This is a genomic window from Blastococcus sp. SYSU DS0669, assembly GCF_054050895.1.
Map to the genome: position 1 here is coordinate 1 of NZ_JBJHAE010000025.1, position 19,985 is coordinate 19,985.

The window sequence follows — 19,985 nt, forward strand, 5'->3', positions numbered from 1 at the left end:
AACTAGCCCATCCGACAAGGCCGATGTGCCCCCCCCGCCCCCCCCCCCCCCAGCCCCCCCCCCCCCCCGCACCCCCCCCCCCCCCCCCCCCCCCCCCCCCCCCCCCCCCCCCCCCCCCCGGCCGGTGGTCGTGCGCCGGATCAGGAGGTCGGGGGCTCGTCCCGGCCCGACTCCTCGGCCTCGTCGGCCTCCTCCTTGGTCTTGTGGACCGCGCCGTCGGCGTGCTCGGGCGGGCCGTAGACCGTGTAGAGGACCAGCGGGTTCTCGCCGGTGTTCAGGAAGTTGTGCTTCGTCCCGGCGGGGACGACGACCAGGTCGCCCTGCGCCACGTTCTTCTCCTTGCCGGAGATCACGGCCTTCCCGATGCCGCTGACGAAGGTGAGGATCTGGTCGATGTCCTCGTGCGTCTCCTCGCCGATCTCACCGCCCGGCGGGATGGTCATGATCACCAGCTGGGTGTTCGTGCCGGTCCAGAGGACCCGGCGGAAGTCCGGGCTCTTCTCGGCCTCGGTCGCGATCGTGTAGTGGATGACGGACGCCATGGACGGCGCTCCTCTCGTCTCGGGGACGGACGGCTACGGCCGGCCGGGCGCGGAGCAGCCCGGCCGGCGCCGGGCTGCTCCTGCCCTGTCCGGGCCGGGAGTAGTCGTCCGGGGCAGCGTTGTCGATCACGCCCCGGGCGCGACGGACCGGCGCCGCCGGACCCGGCGCTCGGGGCGGCTGTGCCGCCGGACCCTCCTCCGGCGGTCGGCGTGCGGGTGAGGGAACTCACCGCCCGACGGGGAAGCGTCCGGTCGGTCGTGGTGTCCTCCTCAGGTGACCTCCGTGGACCGGGCCCGCCCGTCGGGCCGCGCCTACGCGATGTGGGCCGTGGGACTGCTGGCCTACGCGGTCGCCGTCTTCCACCGCTCGTCGCTGGGCGTCGCCGCCGTCGAGGCGCAGGAACGGTTCTCCGCCGGCGCGTCCGCCGTCTCGCTCTTCCTGGTGCTGCAGCTGGCGGTCTACGCCGGGCTGCAGGTTCCGGTGGGCGTGGCGCTGGACCGCTTCGGGTCCCGGCGGATGATCCTCGCCGGCGCCGTCACGATGGCGGCCGGCCAGTTGGTGCTGTCACTGGCCGGGGACGTCCCCACCGCCATCGCCGCCCGCGTGCTGGTCGGCGCGGGCGATGCGATGACCTTCATCAGCGTGCTCCGGGTGGTGGCCTTCTGGTTCCCGGGCCCGGCGGCGCCGCTGATCACCCAGCTGACCGGGATCCTGGGCCAGGTCGGCTCCATCGTGGCCGCCTACCCGCTCGTCACCCTGCTCCACGAGACCTCCTGGACGGCGACCTTCCTGGGGGCCGCGGCGACCGGTGTGCTCGTCGCCCTGCTCGTGCTCGTCGCGCTGCGGGACGCGCCGGAGGGGACGCCGCGCCCGGCGGCGCCGGACCTGGCCCAGCTGCGCCAGGGGCTGGCCGACACGTGGCGCGAGCCGGGCACGCGGATCGGGCTCTACACCCACCTGGTCACCCAGTTCTCGGGCACGGTGTTCGCGCTGCTGTGGGGCTACCCCTTCCTGGTCGTCGGCCAGGGGCTGTCGCCGGGCACGGCGGCGGCCCTGCTGACGCTGCTGGTGCTGGTCGGCATGGGCGTGGGGCCGGCGCTGGGCCGGCTGTGCGCCCGGTGGCCGCTGCGCCGCTCGGTCCTGGTGTTCGCGATCCTCGCGGCGACGGCGAGCACCTGGACGCTCGTGCTGCTGTGGCCCGGCCGCGCGCCGCTGGCGGTGCTGGTGCTGCTGGTGGTGGTCCTGGGCACCAACGGCCCCGGCTCGATGATCGGTTTCGACTACGCCCGGACGGAGAACCCGGCGGAGCGGCAGGGGAGCGCCAGCGGCGTGGTCAACGTCGGGGGCTTCGTGGCCTCGCTGCTCACCATCCTGGCCGTCGGGGCGGTGCTGGACCTGCTCACCCCGGGCGCCTCCACCGCGTACGACCTCGACTCCTTCCGGGCCGCCTTCGCGGTGCAGTACCTGTTCTGGGCGATCGGCCTGGCCGGCGTCATCCGGCACCGCCGGCAGCTGCGCGCACGGCTGGCCCGCGACGGCGTCGTGCTCCAGCCGCTGCACGTCGCGGTCCGCCACCGGCTGCGCGGAGGCCCGTCGGGCGGCTGATCCGGAACGGGCTGTTGCCGCCCCGGCCGCGCACGGGCACGATGCCGGGAGCGGACGAGCCGGTCAGGGGGGTGGACCCGTGGACGTCGTGGTCGGGCTGGACTCGGGCACCACGGCGACGAAGGCGGTCACCGCGGGCACCGACGGCCGCGTCCGCGACGTCGCCACCGTGGCCTACCCGCTGCTCGTCCCCGCCCCCGGCCGCGCCGAGCTGGACGCCGGGCGGCTCGCCGCGGCCGCCGTCGAGGCGCTGGGGGAGGTCGCCGCCCTCGCCCGCGAGCGGGGTGATGCGGTCGTCGCCGTCTCGCTGAGCGCGGCGATGCACGGCCTGGTCCCCATGGACGACGGGGGCACCCCGCTCGGCCCGGTGGTGACCTGGGCCGACGACCGCGCCGCGCAGTGGGCGCAGGCGCTGGTCGCCGACGGCCGCGCGCCCGACCTCCACGCCCGCACCGGCACTCCGGTGCACGCGATGTCCCCGCTGGTCAAGCTGTCGTGGGAGCGGGCGGAGAACTCCGCCCGCGTGGCCGGTGTGCCGCGCTGGGGCGGGGTCAAGGAGCTGGTGGTGGCCGCCCTCTGCGGTGGCCCGCACGTGGTCGACCGGTCCTGCGCGTCGGCCACCGGCCTGTACGACCTCCGCGCCGGGCGCTGGGACGAGGAGGCGATGAGCATCGCCGGCGTGCGCCCCGGCCAGCTGGGCGAGGTCCTGCCGACGACGGCGGTGCTCCCCGGCCTGAGGCCGGAGGTCGCGGCGGCCACCGGCCTGCCGCCGGGGCTCCCCGTGGTGGTCGGCGCCTCCGACGGCGTGCTGGCCAACCTCGGCGTGGGCGCCGTGCGCTCCGACGTCGCCGCCGTCTCGCTGGGCACCAGCGGTGCGATGCGCGTCGTCGTCCCCCGGCCGACGGTCGACCCGGGGCGGCGGCTGTTCTGCTACGCCCTCACCGACGACGCCTGGGTCGTCGGCGGCGCCATCAACAACGGCGGGTCGGTGGTGCGCTGGGCCGCCCAGGCGCTGGCCGCCGGCCCCGGGGGCGAGCCGGGCCCCGAGGGGGAGGCCGCCGACGACCTCGACGCCCGGCTGCTCGAGGAGGCGGCCGCCGTGCCGGTCGGGAGCTCGGGCCTGCTCTGCCTGCCCTACTTCCTGGGCGAGCGGGCGCCCTGGTGGCGGTCGGGGATGCGGGGGGCCTACCTGGGGCTGCGGCGCGAGCACCGCCGCCCGCACCTGGTCCGCGCCGCGGTCGAGGGGGTGTGCCAGCAGCTGGCCCTGGTGCGCGACGCGTTCGCCGCGACCGACGTGCCGGTGCGCGAGGTGCGCGCCACCGGCGGCGCGGTCGCCTCGCCGCTGTGGATCCGGACGCTCGCCTCCGCACTGGACCTGCCGGTGCGGGTCGCCGACTCCCCGGAGGGCACCGGTCTCGGCGCCTGCCTGCTCGGCTGGCACGCCCTCGGCGCGCTGCCCGACCTCACCGCGGCCACCGCGCTCGTCGCCGTCCACGAGCCGGTGCTCCCCGACCCGGAGGCCGTCGCCGTCTACCGGCAGCTCCGCCCCCTCGTCGACCGGTCCACCACGGCCCTGGCCGACGTCCTCACCACCCTCGACGCCCTGGATGACGCACCGAGCCGACCCACCTGAACCCCGTGGAGGAGCCATGCCCGAGGTCGAACCCGCGCTGAGCGCCGGGCCCCTGCTGCTGATCGCCGCGGCCGCGGTCGCGGTCCTCCTCTTCCTGATCATGAAGGTGAAGCTGCACGCCTTCCTGGCGCTGATCCTGGTCAGCCTGGCGGTGGCCCTCGCCGCGCGGGTCCCGCTCGCCGACGTGGTGGAGGTCATGACCACGGGCTTCGGCTCCACGCTGGCCAGCGTCGCGCTGCTGGTGGGCATCGGGGCGATGCTGGGCCGGCTCTTCGAGCACAGCGGCGGCGCCCAGGTGCTCGCCGACAGCCTCATCTCCCGATTCGGCGAGCAGCGCGCGCCGCTGGCCCTGGGCATCGCCGCGCTGCTGTTCGGCTTCCCGATCTTCTTCGACGCCGGGCTCGTCGTGTTCCTGCCGATCGTCTTCACCGTGGCCCGCCGGCTGGGCGGCTCGCTGCTGACGTACGGGTTGCCGGTGGCGGGCGCGTTCGCGGTCATGCACGCCTTCGTGCCGCCGCACCCGGGGCCGGTCGCGGCGGCCGGGCTGATCGGCGCGGACATCGGGCTGGTGCTGGTCTTCGGCCTGCTCATCGGCGTCCCGACCTGGTTCCTGGGTGGCTACCTGTTCGGGCTCTGGGCCGGCAGGAAGTTCGAGCTGCCCGTCCCCAACATCCTGGCCGACGAGGCGAAGACCGCCGACAACGCGCCGGACCCGTCGGTCGAGGGCAGCTCGCCGGGGATCGCGTCGGGCCGCACCGGCACGGGGACGGCGACGCGTCCCGCGCCTCCGCGGTTCGCCACGGTCATCACCCTGCTGCTCCTCCCGATGGTGCTGATCTTCCTCAACACCGGGCTGAGCACGCTCGCCGCCGAGGGCGTCGTCGACGAGGACTCGGCGCTCGTCCGCTGGGGTCAGCTGCTGGGGGCGACGCCCATCGCGCTGCTGATCACCGTCCTGGTGGCCATGTGGGTGCTCGGGCGACGGCGGGGCGACAGCGGGGCCGAGGTGGAGTCGGTGCTGAACAGCGCACTCGGCCCGGTCTGCGCGATCATCCTGATCACCGGTGCCGGCGGCATGTTCGGCGGCGTGCTGCGCGCCAGCGGCATCGGTGCCGCGCTCGCCGACGTCCTGGGCGACATCGGCCTCCCCGTCATCGTGGCGGCGTTCGTCATCTCGGCCCTGATCCGGGTGGCGCAGGGCTCGGCCACCGTCGCCCTCACCACCGCGGCCGGTCTCATCGCGCCCGTCGTCGCGGCCACCGACGGGCTGAGCTCGGTCGACCTCGCGCTGATCGTCATCGCGATCGCCGGCGGGGCGACCGTCCTCTCGCACGTCAACGACTCGGGCTTCTGGCTGGTCAGCCGGTTCTTCGGGATGGACGAGAAGACGACGCTGAAGACCTGGACGGTGATGGAGACGCTGCTGGGCACGATCGGGTTCGTCCTGGCGCTCGTGCTCAGCCTCTTCCTCTGACGACGGCGGGCGCCGCGACTGCACCGGGCTCCCGGACGCGCCATAGTGGGGCATGCCGCTCCTCCCACGTGCCGCGGCCGCCGGGCTCGGTGCGCTCGCCGCCGTCGCCGTCCGTGACCTGCTGCAGCGGGAGCACACGCTGCTGCGCAACTTCCCGGTCGTGGGCCACGCCCGCTACCTGCTGGAGTCGATCGGGCCCGAGCTGCGCCAGTACCTGGTCGCAGGGAACAACGAGGAACGCCCGTTCACCCGCGACCAGCGGCGCTGGGTGTACGCCTCCAGCAAGCGCGACAACAACTACTTCGGCTTCGGCACCGACAACGACCTGGAGTTCACCGCCGGCTACCCGGTGATCAAGCACCGCACCTTCGGGCCGGCGGTCCCGGCGACCGACGTGCACGCCGGGCAGTTCGTCGACCTGCCCTGCGCCAAGGTGCTCGGGGCGGCCCGCGGGCGGGCCGCCGCCTTCCGGCCGCCGTCGGTGGTGAACATCAGCGCGATGAGCTTCGGCTCGCTCTCGGGCCAGGCCGTGGAGGCGCTGAACCGCGGGGCCGCGCTGGCCGGCTGCCTGCACAACACGGGGGAGGGCGGCATCTCCGGCCACCACCGGCACGGCGGGGACCTGGTCTTCCAGATCGGCACCGCCTACTTCGGCTGCCGCGACGAGCACGGCCGCTTCGACCTCGACCGGCTCAAGGACCTGGTCGCCGGCGCCCCGGTGCGGGCGCTGGAGATCAAGCTCAGCCAGGGCGCGAAGCCCGGCCTGGGCGGGGTGCTGCCGGCGGCCAAGGTGTCGGCCGAGATCGCCGCCGCGCGCGGGGTGCCCGAGGGCGTCGACTGCATCAGCCCCTCGCGGCACGCCGAGTTCTCCGACGCCGACAGCCTGCTCGACTGGGTCGAGCTGCTCGCCGCCGAGACCGGCCTGCCGGTGGGCATCAAGTCCGCGGTCGGCGACATGACCTTCTGGGAAGAGCTCGCCGGGCTCATGGCCGGCACCGGCCGGGGAGTGGACTTCGTGACCGTCGACGGCGGCGAGGGCGGCACCGGGGCCGCGCCGCTGATCTTCACCGACTCCGTCTCGCTGCCCTTCCAGCTCGGGTTCTCCCGGGTGCAGGCGGTGTTCGCCCGGGCGGGGCTGGCCGAGGACGTGGTGTTCATGGGCGCCGGCAAGCTCGGCCTGCCGGACAACGCCGTGGTGGCCTTCGCGCTCGGCTGCGACATGATCAACGTCGGCCGCGAGGCGATGCTGGCCATCGGCTGCATCCAGGCGCAGAAGTGCCACACCGACACCTGCCCGACCGGGGTGGCGACGCAGAACGCCTGGCTGACCCACGGCCTGGACCCGCAGCTGAAGTCGGTGCGCGCGGCCAACTACATCGGCACCCTGCGCCGCGACCTGCTCCGGGTCGCCGAGGCGTGCGGGGTCGCCCACCCGGGGCTGATCGACACCGACTCGGTCGAGGTGCTCACCGGGCGCACGGCGTCGCGGCCGCTGCGCGAGGTGTACGGGTACGAGCCCGAGTGGGGCCTGCCCTCGCCCGCGGACCGGGCCGCCATCACGGCGCTCATGCAAGGCGAACCCGAGGGTGGCAGCGCACCGCCGTCGCCCGACGCCGTCGGCTGAGCCGGACGCCGCCCGCGTCCACGGGGACGCGTGACGGGTCCATGACATCGGCACGGGTCGGCGTGCCTCTCGGCGGACCGGGGCACAGGAGCGCAGGTACGCCCGTGCCCGACCCCGTGGTCGGCCTGCCTGGAGGAGAACCCATGAACCGCACGTCCCTGCCCGCCCGTCGCTGGCGCTCGGCTGCCGCCGGGGTGGCCATCGCGGCCGCCTCCTTCACCATGACCGCCTGCGGCGGGGAGGAAGGCGGCGAGGAGGGCGGCGTCATCGAGCAGGAGGTCGGCGAGGAGGGCGGCGAGGAGGGCGGCGAGGAAGAGGAGGACTGACCCCGCCGACGCCCGGGAGCACCCTCGGACGCCCCGGCCTCAGCTGCCCCGGAGCAGGTCCTCGAAGGAGGTCGTCGGGTCGGCGAAGGGGTCGGCCGGGGCGGCCGGGGGCCGGCCGGCCACCAGGTCGGCGAGCTCCCCGGCCGCCCGGCGCACCCGGCCGGTCAGGGCCGGGGTGCCGGTGTCGCCACCGGCCCAGTCCTCGGGGGCGGCGAAGACGGCGGTGGGGACGACGGTCGCCCGCAGGTAGGCGAAGAGCGGCCGCACGGCGTGCTCCAGCGCGAGCGAGTGCCGGGCGGTGCCGGCCGTGGCGCCGATCAGCACGGGCTTGCCGGTCAGCGCGTCCTTCTCGAGGACGTCGACGAACGTCTTGAACAGGCCGCTGTAGGACGCGGAGAAGATCGGCGTCACCGCGATCAGGCCGTCCGCGCCGACGACGGTGTCCACGGCCGCGCGCAGCGCCTCGTTGGCGAAGCCGGTCGTCAGGTTGTCGGCGAGGTCGCGGGCGTGCTGCCGCAGCTCGACCGCCTCGACGGTGGCGGCGACGCCCCGCTCCCGCAGCGCGTCCACCGCCGCCGTGGTCAGGCGGTCGGCCAGCAGCCGGGTGGACGAGGGCGTCGACAGCCCGGCGCTGACCACCGCGAGGGTGCGGGTGCTCATCGACCCACCTCCGGTGCAGGAGCGGAAGGGCTGCGCCGTGCCGTCAGGCGCATCATCGGACCTCCACCTCGTCCCGGACCTGCCCGGTCACGTCGTCGGCCGGGGCGTGCACCGTCGCGTCCGCCGCACCGCCGGCCGCGGCGACGCGGGCCGCGTGGGTGGGGGCATCGGGCACGTGGGCGGGCTTCAGCGCGGCGAACTCGCGCCGCAGCACCGGCACGACCTCCTCGCCGAGGATGTCCAGCTGCTCGAGGACGGTCCTCAGCGGCAGCCCGGCGTGGTCGATGAGGAACAGCTGCCGCTGGTAGTCGCCGACGTAGTCGCGGAAGCCGAGCGTCCGCTCGATCACCTGCTGCGGCGAGCCGACGGTCAGCGGCGTCTCGCGGCTGAAGTCCTCCAACGAGGGACCGTGGCCGTAGACCGGCGCGTTGTCGAAGTACGGGCGGAACTCGCGGACGGCGTCCTGGCTGTTCTTCCGCATGAACACCTGCCCGCCGAGCCCGACGATCGCCTGGTCGGCGGCGCCGTGGCCGTAGTGCTCGTAGCGACGGCGGTAGAACTCCACCATCCGCTGGGTGTGCTCCTTGGGCCAGAAGATGTGGTTGTGGAAGAAGCCGTCCCCGTAGTAGGCGGCCTGCTCGGCGATCTGCGGGGAGCGGATGGAGCCGTGCCAGACGAACGGCGGGACGCCGTCCAGCGGGCGGGGGGTCGAGGTGAAGCCCTGCAGCGGCGTGCGGAACCGGCCGGACCAGTCGACGACGTCCTCGGTCCAGAGCCGGCGCAGCAGCGCGTAGTTCTCGACCGCCAGCTCGATGCCGTTGCGGATGTCCTGCCCGAACCACGGGTACACCGGGCCGGTGTTGCCGCGGCCCATCATCAGGTCGACCCGGCCCTCGGCGAGGTGCTGGAGCATCGCGTAGTCCTCGGCGATCTTCACCGGGTCGTTGGTGGTGATCAGCGTCGTCGCCGTCGACAGCTGGAGCGTCGAGGTCCGCGCCGCGATCCAGGCCAGCGTGGTGGTGGGGGAGGAGGAGAAGAACGGCGGGTTGTGGTGCTCACCCAGGGCGAAGACGTCCAGGCCGACCTCCTCGGCCTTCTGCGCGATGGTCAGCACCGCCTTCAGCCGCTCGGCCTCGCTGGGCGTGCGGCCGGTCGTGGGGTCGGTGGTGATGTCGCTGACGGTGAAGACGCCGAACTGCATCTCGAGCTCCAAACTGGTTGAGAGTGCAATCATCTCTGCCCGGCCTAACGCGCGGGATGCCCGGGCTATGCCCGGTCGCCCTGCGGGGTGGGGTCGGAACGATCCGTGACCGTTCCGGCACGCCCCGCCGTGGCACCCCCGGACCGGCCGCGACACGGGTCACGGAGCCGTCACGGTCGACCGCGCGCTCCCGGCGGCTCTGGCAGATTCCGCTCCACCTACTTCCCAGGGGGGCCATCCGGATGCTCCGGCGTGTCGAATTCGTCGCCAACCGTGTCCAGGACGAGGGGGTGCCGCCGGACGGGCCCGCCGCCCCGTCGCCGCGGCCCGCCGGAGCCCTGGAGGCGCTGCTGGACCACGGGCCCGCGTTCCGGGGCTCGGTGCGCGGCTACGACCGCGTCCAGGTCGACAACTACGTCGCCTGGGCCGAGAACGAGCTCGCCGCCGCCCAGCGCGAACGCGAGCACCTGCTCGACCGCGTCGTCGCCTGCGGGACGGAGCTGGAGATCTCCCGTCGGCTCCTCGCCGAGCAGCCGGTCGGCCGCGAGCGCCCCGCGGTCAGCGCCCGCGTGGGCGAGGTGCTGCGGCTGGCCGAGGACCAGGCCGCGCAGGTGCTGGACGCCGCCGAGGCCGAGGCCGCCCAGCTGCGCGCCGACGCGCGCCTGGAGGCGGACGCCCGGCTGCGCAAGGCGCACGAGATCAAGGAGCTGGCGATCGAGGTCGCCGACCAGCTGCGGGTCAACGCCCAGCGGGACCGGGCGGAGGGGGTCGCCGCCCTGGAGCAGGCGCGCGCCGAGGCCGAGGAGCTGCTGCGGGCCGCCGCGGCGGAGCGGGACCGGCTGGCCGCCGAGGCCGCCGCCGAGCGGGACCGGCTCGCGGCCGAGGCGGCCGCCGAGCTCGAGCGCGCCGCGGAGCAGGCGCGGCGCGACCGGGCCGCCGCCGACGACGCCGCGGGTGCCCACCTTGCCGCGCTCCGCACGGAGATCGAGGACCTGTGGCGCCAGCGCGACCAGGCCCGGGAGTCGCTGCGCTGCCTGACCGACCGGATCGGGGCCGCGCTGCAGGCGGTCGGGGTCCCCCCGGCCGAGGAGCTGGCGCTGCTGGGCGGCCGGGCCGAGCCCGTCACCGGCTGACGGCGCGGCGCGCGCCGCCGGTGGCCTGCGCGGTCGCGGGTGGTGAGAGGCTGACCCGGGCCGGTGATCGCGCCGGCACAGGGCAACGAGGAGGTCAGCGGTGGACGAGGTCCGTGAGGTCGTTCGGATCGAGGGCGGCGTCGTGGTCGGGCACGACGGCTCCAAGTGCGCGCAGGAGGCGCTGAAGTGGGCGGGGCGGCTCGCCCGGCGCGCCGATGTCGAGCTGCACGTGGTGCGCGCCTGGTCGATGACGACCGCACCGCAGCCCTCGACCTGGGAGCCGGGCTACGTGCCCCCCCTCCCCGACTGGGAGCAGGCGGTGCGCGACGAGCTCACCGCGCACGTGGCGGCGGCCGGGCTCGACCCCGCCTGCCGGGTCACCACCCACGTCGTCCACCGCGCCCCGGTGCCCGGCCTGCTGGCCGCCGCGGAAGGGGCCAGCCTGCTGGTCGTCGGCGCACGCGGCCGCGGCGGCTTCAAGGGCCTGCTGCTCGGCTCGGTGAGCGACCAGCTGGTCCACCACGCCGCCTGCCCGGTCACCGTGGTGCGCACCGGCGCCCAGGGACGCGACTTCACCGCGGACGCGGTCGGGGCCGTCGTCGGGGAGTGAGCCCGGAGGTCGGCGGCTCGGTCGGGCAGACTGCCGCCGGCCCGCGGAGCGACCGCGGGCGGCGAGCTGGAGGAGACGGCGTGCGCGACTTCGCGGGGGCCACGGTGGTGCCGGTCGGCGAGGGGCCCGAGGACGTCCTCGTCGACGGCGCCGGCCGGGTGCTCACCGGCCTGGCCGACGGCCGGATCGTGCGCGTCGCCGCCCCGGGCGGGCCGGTCGAGACGGTCGCCCGGGTGCCCGGCCGGCCGCTGGGCCTCGAGCTCCTCGGGAGCGGGGTGCTCCTGGTGTGCGCCTCCGACGCCGGGCTGCTCGCCGTCTCCCTCGCCGACGGCGACGTGCGGACGCTGGTCGACGAGGTGGCGGGGCGCCGGCTGCGGGCGGTCAACAACGCCGCCGTCGGCGCCGACGGGACGATCTACTTCACCGACTCCTCGCAGCGCTACCTGATCCCGCGGTGGCGGGCGGACCTGGTGCGGCGGACCGCCAGCGGGCGGCTGTTCCGCCGTGACCCCGACGGCACGGTCACCGAGCTGCTCGGCGGCCTGGAGTTCGCCAACGGCGTGGCCCTGGCCGCGGACGGGTCCTGGGTGGCGGTCGCGGAGACCGGGGCGGCGCGGGTCCGCCGGGTATGGCTGACCGGCGCGCGGGCCGGCGCGAGCGAGGTCTTCGTCGACGACCTGCCCGGCCACCCGGACAACATCGCGCTCGGCTCGGACGGGCTGGTGTGGATCACCCTGCCCAGCCCCCGGGTCGCGGCGCTGGCCGCGATCCACCGGCTGCCCGCGCCGCTGCGCGCCCTGGTGAGCCTCCTGCCGCCGGCCCTGCAGCCCAGCCCCGGCCGGACCCTGGGCGTCCTCGCGGTCGACGCCGAGGGGACGGCGGTGCACCGCTTCAGCGGCGAGATCCCCGGCTTCGAGATGCTCACCGGCGTGCGCGAGGCCGGCGGCAGGCTGTGGTTCGGCAGCCTGACCGGCAGCACGGTCGCGACCCTCGCCGTCTGACGACGTCCCGGCTCAGCCCGGCGTGGCCGTGCCGTAGACGGCCGCGAGCCAGATGCCCAGCAGGACGTCGACGACGTCCTCCTCGGCGACGGCGGGGCCGTCCCCGCTGAAGGTCCCGTACAGCACCCGCTCGTTCATCGACGTGAGGGCGATCGCGAGGTCGCGCGCGGCGAGCCCGGGCGGCGCCGCGCCCCGCGCCCGCTCGGCGTCGATGGCCGCCGCCGACCGCTGCACCCAGCGCTCGACGACCGCCGACCACAGCGCCCGCACCTCCTCGTTGGTGGACCGGGCCTGGGCCCAGGCGACCGTGAGCGCCCGGTGCGCACCGAAGGTGTCGTAGTAGGCGCCGATGGCCCGCGCCCAGCCGTCCCGCGCACCGGTCGCCGGGGTGTCGAAAACCTGGCGCATCGCCGTCTCGGTCTCGGCCACCACCCGGTCGAGCAGGGCGAGCAGGACGGCGTCCTTGGAGGAGAAGTAGAAGTAGAACGTCGGCCGGGAGATCCCGGCGCCGCGGGCCAGGTCGTCGACCGAGATGGCCGCCAGCGGCCGCTCGGCCAGCAGCCGCTCGGCGGTGACGAGGATCGCGAGCTCCCGGTCGTCGCCGGAGGGCCGGGCCGGTCGCCGACCGCGACCGGCGGTCTGCGGTTCGCCCGCGGCACTCGGCACGGGGAGAGGATAGCGAGGGCGGCGCTGTCGTCGACACCGTGTTGACGGACTCGACAGGGCGTCGATAGCGTGCCGGGGTCAGCCCGCGGCCGGTCCACCCGGCGGAGCCACCGGAGAGTGCATGACCATCGAGCACCTGGACGTGCTGATCGTCGGAGCCGGCCTCTCCGGCATCGGCGCCGCCTGCCACCTGGAGCGCGAGCGGCCGGGTACCCGCTACGCGCTTCTGGAGTCGCGGGCGGCGCTGGGCGGCACCTGGGACCTCTTCCGGTACCCGGGCATCCGGTCGGACTCGGACATGTTCACGCTCGGCTACTCCTTCCGGCCGTGGCGGGAGGCCGAGTCGATCGCCGACGGCCCGGCGATCCGCCGCTACATCGAGGCGACCGCGCGCGAGCACGGCGTGACGCAGAAGATCCGATACCACCACCGCGTCGTGCGGGCGGAGTGGTCCAGCGCCGACGCCCGCTGGACGGTCACCGCCGAGCGCACCGACACCGGCGAGGCGGTCACCCTCACCTGCTCGTGGCTGCAGGTCTGCTCCGGCTACTACCGCTACGACGAGGGCTTCCGCCCCGAGTTCCCCGGGGAGGAGCGCTTCCGGGGGCGGCTGGTCCACCCTCAGCACTGGCCCGAGGACCTCGACGTGACCGGCAAGCGGGTCGTCGTCATCGGCAGCGGCGCCACCGCGGTCACGCTGGTGCCGAACCTCGCCGAGCAGGCCGCGCACGTGACCATGCTGCAGCGCACGCCGAGCTACGTGATGTCGCTCCCCGGCCGCGACCCCCTGGCGGAGAAGCTGCGGGCCCGGCTGCCGGAGAAGGCGGCCTACTCGCTGGTGCGGTGGAAGAACGTCCTCACCAGCACCGCGCTCTACCAGCTCAGCCGCAGGCGCCCGGCGCTGGTCCGCTCGCTGCTGCGGCGCATGACGCAGAAGCAGCTGCCGGGCATCGACGTCGACACGCACTTCAACCCGCCCTACGACCCGTGGGACCAGCGGCTGTGCCTGGTGCCCGACGGCGACCTGTTCCGCGCCCTGCGCCGGGGCTCGGCGTCGATCGTCACCGACCGGATCGCCACCTTCACCGAGGACGGGCTCGAGCTGGCCTCGGGGGAGCGGCTGGCGGCCGACGTCGTCGTCACCGCGACCGGGCTCAACCTGCTGCCGGTGGGCGGGATGCGGATCGCGGTCGACGGGGAGCCCGTCGAGCTGCCGGAGCGGGTCTCCTACAAGGGCATGATGCTCTCCGGCGTGCCGAACTTCGCCATGGTCATCGGCTACACGAACGCCTCGTGGACGCTCAAGGCCGACCTGGTCAACCGCTACGTCTGCCGCCTGCTGGACCACCTGGACGCGCACGGCTACGCGTCGGCGACGCCGGTCGCCCCACCGGAGGGCGGTGGCGCGCCCTTCCTCGACCTCACCGCCGGCTACGTGCAGCGCAGCATCGCCGGCCTGCCCCAGCAGGGGCGCCGGGCGCCCTGGCGGCTGCACCAGAACTACCTGCGCGACGTCGCCGTGATGCGCCGGGGCCCGCTCGAGGACGAGGGCATGACCTTCCAGCCGCGCGTGCCCGCCGCCGACCGGGTCGTGGCCTGATGCGGCCCTACGCCTTCCTGGGCGGGACGGCGGTCGTCACCGGCGCGGCGAGCGGCATCGGCGAGGCGCTGGCCGGGGAGCTCGCCGGCCGGGGCAGCCACCTGGTGCTGCTGGACCGCGACGCCGACCGGCTGGCGGCGGTGGCCGCGCGGATCACCGCCGACCACCCGGCGCTGCGCGTCGTGACCTACGTCGTCGACCTGGCCGACGACGAGGCCACCGCCCGGGTGGCCGCCACGCTGGTGGCCGAGCACCCGGAGACGACCCTGCTGGTCAACAACGCCGGCGTGGCCCTGGGTGGGCGCTTCGACCAGGTCAGCCTCGGGGACGTCGAGTGGCTGCTGTCGATCAACCTGCGCGCCGTCGTCCGCCTCACCCACGCGCTGCTGCCGGTCCTGAAGGCGCACCCCGGCGCGCACGTGGTGAACCTGTCCAGCGTCTTCGGCATCTTCGCCCCCGCCGGCCAGGTCGCCTACGCCACCAGCAAGTTCGCCGTCCGGGGCTTCAGCGAGGCGCTCCGCCACGAGCTGGCGGAGGACGGCGTCGGGGTCACCGTGGTGCACCCCGGCGGCATCCGCACCCGCATCGCCGAGAGCGCCCGCACCGGCGCCGGCGTCTCCGTGGAGGAGTACGAGGAGGGCCGCAGGCAGTTCAGCAAGCTGCTGCGCATCCCGCCGGAGGTGGCCGCCGCGCAGATCGTCGCGGCGGTCGAGCGCCGCCGTCCCCGGCTCCTGATCGGCTGGACCGCGAAGGTGCCCGACGTGCTCGTGCGCCTGCTCCCGGGCACCTACTGGCGGATCATCGCCCGGCGGTCCGCGCCGGCGAAGCGGGAGCGCTGAGGCCGGAAAAGCGGTTGCCGCCCCCGGTAGAACGGGAGGCGTGAGCGACCCCTCCTGGCGCATCGTCGAGCTCGGACCCGACGACGACCTCTTCCCGTCCTGGTGCGAGGTGTGGGCCGCCACGGGTCGGGACGCCCGGCCGCACGACCCGCCCCGGCCGGCGCAGGAGCACGTCGCGCTGGGCCGGGAGCTCGTGGCGGCCGGGGGCTCCCGGGACGGCACCCACCGGGCGGCCCTGGTGGACGGCGCCGTCGCCGGGGCGCTGCGGGTGATCCTCCCCCTCAAGGACAACCCGTCGCTGGCGATGGTCGACGTCGCCGTGCACCCGGCCTCCCGGCGTCGTGGCCTCGGGAGCGCGCTGCTGGCCGAGGCCCGGGCGGTCGCCGCCGCCCACGGCCGCACCCTGCTGGTGAGCGAGGTGGACGAACCGGCCCCCGGGGCACCGGGCCGGGCTTTCGCCGAGCGGCACGGCTGGACGTGCGACCTGGTGGAGACCCGCCGTGAGCTGGCGCTGCCGGTCGACGAGGACCGCCTGCGGGCGCTGGAGGCCGGGGCCGCCGGAGCGAGTGCCGGCTACGACGTCGTCACCTGGCGGGACCGGACCCCGGACGCGCTGCTGGCGGACCGCGCGCTGCTGGAGCGGCGCATGACCACCGACGCCCCGCACGGCGAGCTGCCGGTGGGGGAGGAGGAGTGGGACGGCGACCGGATCCGCGAGTACGAGCAGACCCACGTCGCCCGGGGCCGGACGGTGCTCAGCGCGGGTGCGGTGACCGGCGGCCGACTGGTCGGCTTCACCGACCTGCAGATCCCGCTCGCCCAGCCGGTTCTCGCCCACCAGGGCGGCACGCTGGTGCTGCGGGAGCACCGCGGCCGCCGGCTCGGTGCCCGCATGAAGGCCGCCGTGCTGCGCGAGCTGGCCGCCGGCTACCCCGAGGTGCGGCGGATCAGCACCTACAACGCCGAGAGCAACGCACCGATGGTGGCGGTCAACGAGCAGCTCGGCTTCCGCCCCGCGGGCGGGCTCTCCTCCTGGTCGGCCCGGCTCTGAGCCGGGGCGCTGCGGGGCCGGCGGTCCGGTGCGGTTGACTGCCCGGGTGGACCGTCCCATCCCCGCGGAGTTCCTCCGGGCCCACACCCGGCCGGTGCGCCCGGACCTGGTGCCCGAGGTCGAGCTGCTGGTCGCCGCCGACGTCGTCGCCCTCTGGGAGGCGATGGAGAGCGAGCACGGGCGCACCTCCACCGACCCGCCGTTCTGGGCCGCGGCCTGGCCGGGCGGGCAGGCGCTGGCGCGGTACGTCCTCGACCACCCGGAGCTCGTGGCCGGGCGCGCGGTCCTCGACCTGGGCGCCGGCAGCGGCCTGGTCGCCGTCGCCGCCGTCCTCGCCGGGGCGAGCGCGGTGCTCGCCAGCGACGTCGACCCGTACGCGCTGACCGCCGTCACCGTCAACGCCGGGCGGAACGGGGCGGCCGGCATCACGCCGGTCGGTGACGTGCTCGGTGCGGACCCGCCGGACGTCGGCGTCGTCCTGGCCGGCGACGTCTGCTACGACCGGGAGATGACCGACCGGGTGCTGCCCTTCCTGACGGCTGCCCGGGCGCGCGGCGCCGAGGTGCTCGTCGGCGATCCCGGCCGCGTGTACCTGCCCGAGGACAGGCTGGAGGCGTTGGCGACCTACGACGTCCCCGACACCGAGCCCTCCCCGACGGGGCCGCCGCCGGTGCGCCGGACGACCGTGTGGCGGCTGCCCTGAGGCCCGCCTCACCGAGCGATGACCGCCGGGGGATTGTCACGGACGCATAACGGTGGTTACCGTGGCTCCGCCCGGCCGGTCGTCCACTCCCCACCGGGGGAGGTCCGCCGGGCGCCGCCGAGTCGCCTTCCGGGGCGAGCCGGGGACCACCGCAGCACTGACCCCCCCTGCGCCGGGCAGGTCCCGTCGCGGGCAGCAGCGCTGCTCCCCCGTCAGCTGACCCGGTAGGCGGCACACGGAAGAAACGGAGAGCCGCCGCATGGGGAGCCTGCGGGCCCACCTTGCACGGAACCGCAGCCGGTACGGAGCCTCGCGCGTGCCTTCCCCGCGCTGAGCCGCCCGGGCACCCGCCCGATCCCCGCTGCCACTCGACCACCCCAGCCGTGGTGCCGCCCGTGCGGCCCGCCGCGCCCTGCCCCTGGAGCAGTTCCACCTCATGAAGCTTCGCGCCACCTCGATCACCCGCGCCCACCGCCCCGCGACCGGGGGCCGCGCCGCCCGGATGCGCCGTCCCGCGCTGCTGCTGGCGGTCGCCGCGGCGGGCGGGCTGCTCGTCAACGGCGTCGTCGCCACGGAGCCGGCCGCGCAGGCCGAGCCGCAGCTCGCGTCGGTCAGCGTGGCCGACCAGCTCGGGATCACCGCCGACGCCCCGGCCGTCGACCCCGTCGAGTCCGCCGTCGCGAGCCTCGCGCCGCTGGCCGCCAGCCGCAGCGAGCGCGCCGCCGAGCAGACCGCCGCCGCCGAGGCCCGGGCCGCCGCCGAGCAGGCCGAGCTGGACCGCCGCGCCGCCGAGGAGGCCGCGCGCAAGGCCGCGGAGGAGGAGGCCGCGCGCAAGGCCGCCGAGGAAGCAGCTGCCCGCAAGGCCGCCGAGGAGGAGGCCGCCCGAGCCGAGGCCGCTCGCCAGGAGGCCCCCCGCACCTCTGCCCCGGCTGCCCCGGCCGCCCCGGCTCCCGCCCGCAGCGCCCCCGCGCCGGTCGCCGCTCCGGCCCCGGCCGGCGGCTCCTTCAAGGACTACGCGATGGGCAAGGTGGGCTCCGGCAGCGAGTTCTCCTGCCTCGAGAGCCTCTGGGGCAAGGAGAGCGGCTGGAACCCCAACGCGCAGAACCCGCGCAGCACCGCCTACGGCATCGCGCAGTTCCTCGACTCCACCTGGGCCGGCACCGGCATCGCCAAGACCTCCGACGGCTACCGCCAGATCGACGCCGGCCTGATCTACATCACCAACCGCTACGGCTCCCCGTGCGGCGCGTGGGCGCACTCGCAGTCCGTCGGCTGGTACTGAGCGGACCCCGCGTCCTCCCCACCGCTCGCCGGCTCGCGGGGGGACCCGGGACGGGCCCGTCCCGCTGAGGCACAGGAAGCCCTACCTGCGTCCTCGAAGCCCTCGCCCCGCGGCGCCGGCCCTGCCTAAGGTCGGTCCGGAGCCGATCGAGGGGGAGCGATGACCGAGGCCGACGACGACCGGACGACCCCGCAGGGCGGGATGATCGGCCGGTCCATCGACGAGTTCGTGAGCCAACTGCGGTTCTTCAGCGACCGTGCCCGGAACCTCGCCGGCACCGCGACGTCCCGCCTCCCGCTCCCGGCCCTGCCGACCCCGCCCGGGGCGATGTCGGCCGCCCAGCTCCGGGCGGTGAAGGAGATGGTGACGGCGCAGCGCAGCTCGATCGCGGCCATGCGCGCCCAGCTGGACGCCTTCGACCAGCAGCTCGCCGTCTTCGAGCGGATCCTCGACCCGCTGGTGGAGTGGAGCTCCACCTGGGCCCGGCTGGAGGAGGCGGTCGGCGACATCGTGCGCCGGGAGCCGCCCGCCGAGCAGTGATCCCCGGCCGTCCGGTGACCTGACCGGCGGCGTCCCGCTCGAGCCAGGCACGGCGCGGTGGCGTGCCACGTCGACCGTTATCCGCAACAACCGCCCGGCATGAGGGCGAGAGCCGGACGAGCGCACCGACGCCGAGGATCCGGGCGCCCGAGGGCCCGGGCCCCCGACCGGGCCGGCGGACACCCTGGCTCAGTAGCCGTCGTCCTCGTCCGCGGGACGGCGGCGCAAGAGACCGGTCACCGAGCCCACGCGGGTCTGCGCCTGGCGGAGGCCGTGGACGAGAGGCATCAGGTCGTCGTGGATGCGGCGCAGCGTCTCGGGGACGGTGTCGACGGCGGGGTCGTCCAGCACCCGGCCGACCCGCTCGATGCCGGGGCGCAGCGCGCGCACCGGCTCCTCGAGCTCCTCGACCAGGCTCTCCAGGCGCTCGGCCATCCGCTGGGCGGAGGCGATGGTCTCCCGGACGGAGGTGGTCGCGGCGGTCAGCTCCCGGACCGTGCCGTTGAGGTCGGCCAGCGTGCGGGGGAGCTGGGAGAGCGCCTCCGTCTGGGTCTGGAGCAGCGCCAGCAACTCGCTGAAGCCGGGGATGCGGGGCATGCCGAGGCCGCGGAAGGGATCCACCCCGACACCGTCGGTGACCGGCGTCCCCGGCGCAACCCGGCGCGGGTCGGGCCGGGCGGTGGTCAGCGCGGGCGGAGCTCCCCGGTCATGACGAACTGCTCGGCGACGTCCCGGACCTTGGTGTTGCTCTCCATCGACACCCGGGCCAGCAGCTGGAACGCCTGGTCGGCGGTGAGCTTGTGCCGCTCCATGAGGATGCCCTTGGCCTGGTCGATCACCGCGCGGTGCTGCAGGGCGGCCTGCAGGTGCTCGGCCCGCTCGACCGCGGTCTCGTACAGGTACATGTTCGACACCGGGCCGACGGCGTAGGTGGCCAGCCGGGACACCAGCGAGCGGGTGCGGTCGTCGGCCACCGAGAAGTTCCGGGCGTAGACGTTCATGGCCCCCGAGACCCGCTCCTGCACCGGCAGCGGGTAGGACAGGGTGCTCTCGCACCCCTGGGCGGCCGCCTCGGTCGCGAACTCCGGCCACCGCGGCTCTGCGCGTGTGTCGGGCACCGCGGTCGGCCGTCCCGTGGTGGCGGCCTCCAGGCACGGTCCGGAACCCAGGCGGTACTGCAGCTCGTCCAGCCGCAGGGCGAGGTCGCCGCTCGAGGCCACCGTGCTGGGCCGGCCGTCGTCGAGGATCGTGACCGAGGCCACGGGCCGCCCCGGCAGGATGCGGGTGGCCAGCTCGGTCACCGTGCGCAGCACGGACTCCAGCGAGTGCTCCGCGAAGGAGAGCCGGGCCAGCTCGTCGAACGCCGGTTGGACGTCGAGGGCATCGTCGTCGGGGGGTGTCACGGGTCGCACTCCGTCGGGTCATGCACCGGACGAACGTGCGCCGGCGGTCAGTGAGGGGTTCCCGCGTTGTTCCAGGATCCCTCGGAGCCGG

Annotated in this window: 20 protein-coding genes; 14 read left to right on the forward strand and 6 right to left on the reverse strand. The window is 75.5% G+C overall.

Annotated features, from left to right (window positions below; translation table 11 throughout):
* Positions 1-140: 140 nt before the first annotated feature.
* A complete protein-coding gene (locus tag ACI792_RS18300) occupies positions 141-542 on the reverse strand; it encodes a cupin domain-containing protein (protein ID WP_456603852.1) in 402 nt (133 codons plus the stop codon).
* Positions 543-816: 274 nt separating this feature from the next.
* On the opposite strand from ACI792_RS18300, the gene ACI792_RS18305 reads away from it, so the two are divergent.
* The 5 genes from ACI792_RS18305 (at position 817) to ACI792_RS18325 (ending at position 7,205) form a co-directional block, all read left to right on the forward strand.
* Positions 817-2,148 carry an MFS transporter gene (locus ACI792_RS18305; protein WP_456603853.1) on the forward strand — a complete coding sequence of 444 codons (1,332 nt, stop codon included), beginning with the start codon at positions 817-819 and terminating at the stop codon, positions 2,146-2,148.
* A 79-nt stretch (positions 2,149-2,227) separates the two neighbouring features.
* Positions 2,228-3,781: a gluconokinase gene (locus ACI792_RS18310; protein ID WP_456603854.1), complete on the forward strand. Its 1,554-nt coding sequence runs from the start codon at positions 2,228-2,230 to the stop codon at positions 3,779-3,781.
* Between the two features lie 16 nt (positions 3,782-3,797).
* Positions 3,798-5,255, forward strand: a complete 1,458-nt coding sequence (locus tag ACI792_RS18315) for a GntP family permease (protein WP_456603855.1) — start codon at positions 3,798-3,800, stop codon at positions 5,253-5,255.
* 52 nt (positions 5,256-5,307) lie between these two features.
* Positions 5,308-6,879, forward strand: a complete 1,572-nt coding sequence (locus ACI792_RS18320) for an FMN-binding glutamate synthase family protein (protein ID WP_456603856.1) — start codon at positions 5,308-5,310, stop codon at positions 6,877-6,879.
* A gap of 143 nt (positions 6,880-7,022) precedes the next feature.
* Positions 7,023-7,205, forward strand: a complete 183-nt coding sequence (locus ACI792_RS18325; RefSeq protein WP_456603857.1) for a hypothetical protein — start codon at positions 7,023-7,025, stop codon at positions 7,203-7,205.
* Between the two features lie 39 nt (positions 7,206-7,244).
* Here the strand turns inward: ACI792_RS18325 and ACI792_RS18330 are convergent, their stop codons facing one another.
* Together ACI792_RS18330 and ACI792_RS18335 are read right to left on the reverse strand one after the other, a co-directional pair.
* The gene (locus tag ACI792_RS18330) at positions 7,245-7,865 is read right to left on the reverse strand and encodes an FMN reductase (protein WP_456603858.1); all 621 of its coding nucleotides are present in this window, start codon (positions 7,863-7,865) and stop codon (positions 7,245-7,247) included.
* Positions 7,866-7,917: 52 nt separating this feature from the next.
* On the reverse strand, positions 7,918-9,099 hold the full coding sequence (locus tag ACI792_RS18335; RefSeq protein WP_456581167.1) for an LLM class flavin-dependent oxidoreductase: 1,182 nt from the start codon (positions 9,097-9,099) through the stop codon (positions 7,918-7,920).
* Between the two features lie 209 nt (positions 9,100-9,308).
* Here ACI792_RS18335 and ACI792_RS18340 point away from each other — a divergent pair, with 209 nt between their 5' ends.
* The 3 genes from ACI792_RS18340 (at position 9,309) to ACI792_RS18350 (ending at position 11,810) form a co-directional block, all read left to right on the forward strand.
* On the forward strand, positions 9,309-10,199 hold the full coding sequence (locus ACI792_RS18340) for a DivIVA domain-containing protein (RefSeq protein ID WP_456603859.1): 891 nt from the start codon (positions 9,309-9,311) through the stop codon (positions 10,197-10,199).
* 100 nt (positions 10,200-10,299) lie between these two features.
* On the forward strand, positions 10,300-10,809 hold the full coding sequence (locus ACI792_RS18345) for a universal stress protein (RefSeq protein WP_456603860.1): 510 nt from the start codon (positions 10,300-10,302) through the stop codon (positions 10,807-10,809).
* A gap of 80 nt (positions 10,810-10,889) precedes the next feature.
* On the forward strand, positions 10,890-11,810 hold the full coding sequence (locus ACI792_RS18350; protein ID WP_456603861.1) for an SMP-30/gluconolactonase/LRE family protein: 921 nt from the start codon (positions 10,890-10,892) through the stop codon (positions 11,808-11,810).
* A 12-nt stretch (positions 11,811-11,822) separates the two neighbouring features.
* Here ACI792_RS18350 and ACI792_RS18355 read toward each other — a convergent pair whose 3' ends face one another.
* Positions 11,823-12,476: a TetR/AcrR family transcriptional regulator gene (locus tag ACI792_RS18355; protein WP_456603862.1), complete on the reverse strand. Its 654-nt coding sequence runs from the start codon at positions 12,474-12,476 to the stop codon at positions 11,823-11,825.
* 121 nt (positions 12,477-12,597) lie between these two features.
* Here ACI792_RS18355 and ACI792_RS18360 point away from each other — a divergent pair, with 121 nt between their 5' ends.
* From ACI792_RS18360 to ACI792_RS18385, 6 genes are all read left to right on the forward strand, one after another.
* A complete protein-coding gene (locus ACI792_RS18360) occupies positions 12,598-14,076 on the forward strand; it encodes a flavin-containing monooxygenase (protein ID WP_456603863.1) in 1,479 nt (492 codons plus the stop codon).
* Positions 14,076-14,915, forward strand: coding sequence for an SDR family NAD(P)-dependent oxidoreductase (locus ACI792_RS18365; RefSeq protein WP_456603864.1), 840 nt, complete (start codon positions 14,076-14,078; stop codon positions 14,913-14,915). Before ACI792_RS18360 ends, ACI792_RS18365 begins: the two co-directional genes overlap by 1 nt.
* Positions 14,916-14,955: 40 nt before the next feature.
* Complete coding sequence (locus ACI792_RS18370; protein ID WP_456603865.1) at positions 14,956-15,966, forward strand: GNAT family N-acetyltransferase; 1,011 nt, start codon at positions 14,956-14,958, stop codon at positions 15,964-15,966.
* A 46-nt stretch (positions 15,967-16,012) separates the two neighbouring features.
* Positions 16,013-16,669: a class I SAM-dependent methyltransferase gene (locus ACI792_RS18375; RefSeq protein ID WP_456581175.1), complete on the forward strand. Its 657-nt coding sequence runs from the start codon at positions 16,013-16,015 to the stop codon at positions 16,667-16,669.
* 436 nt (positions 16,670-17,105) lie between these two features.
* A complete protein-coding gene (locus ACI792_RS18380; protein ID WP_456581176.1) occupies positions 17,106-17,951 on the forward strand; it encodes an aggregation-promoting factor C-terminal-like domain-containing protein in 846 nt (281 codons plus the stop codon).
* 159 nt (positions 17,952-18,110) lie between these two features.
* Positions 18,111-18,491 (forward strand): hypothetical protein, encoded by a 381-nt coding sequence (locus ACI792_RS18385; RefSeq protein WP_456603866.1) that lies wholly within the window; start codon positions 18,111-18,113, stop codon positions 18,489-18,491.
* Between the two features lie 189 nt (positions 18,492-18,680).
* On the opposite strand, the gene ACI792_RS18390 is transcribed toward ACI792_RS18385, so the two are convergent.
* Both ACI792_RS18390 and ACI792_RS18395 read right to left on the reverse strand, forming a co-directional pair.
* A complete protein-coding gene (locus tag ACI792_RS18390; protein WP_456603867.1) occupies positions 18,681-19,112 on the reverse strand; it encodes a hypothetical protein in 432 nt (143 codons plus the stop codon).
* A 62-nt stretch (positions 19,113-19,174) separates the two neighbouring features.
* Positions 19,175-19,894: a GAF and ANTAR domain-containing protein gene (locus ACI792_RS18395; protein ID WP_456603868.1), complete on the reverse strand. Its 720-nt coding sequence runs from the start codon at positions 19,892-19,894 to the stop codon at positions 19,175-19,177.
* Positions 19,895-19,985 lie beyond the last annotated feature (91 nt).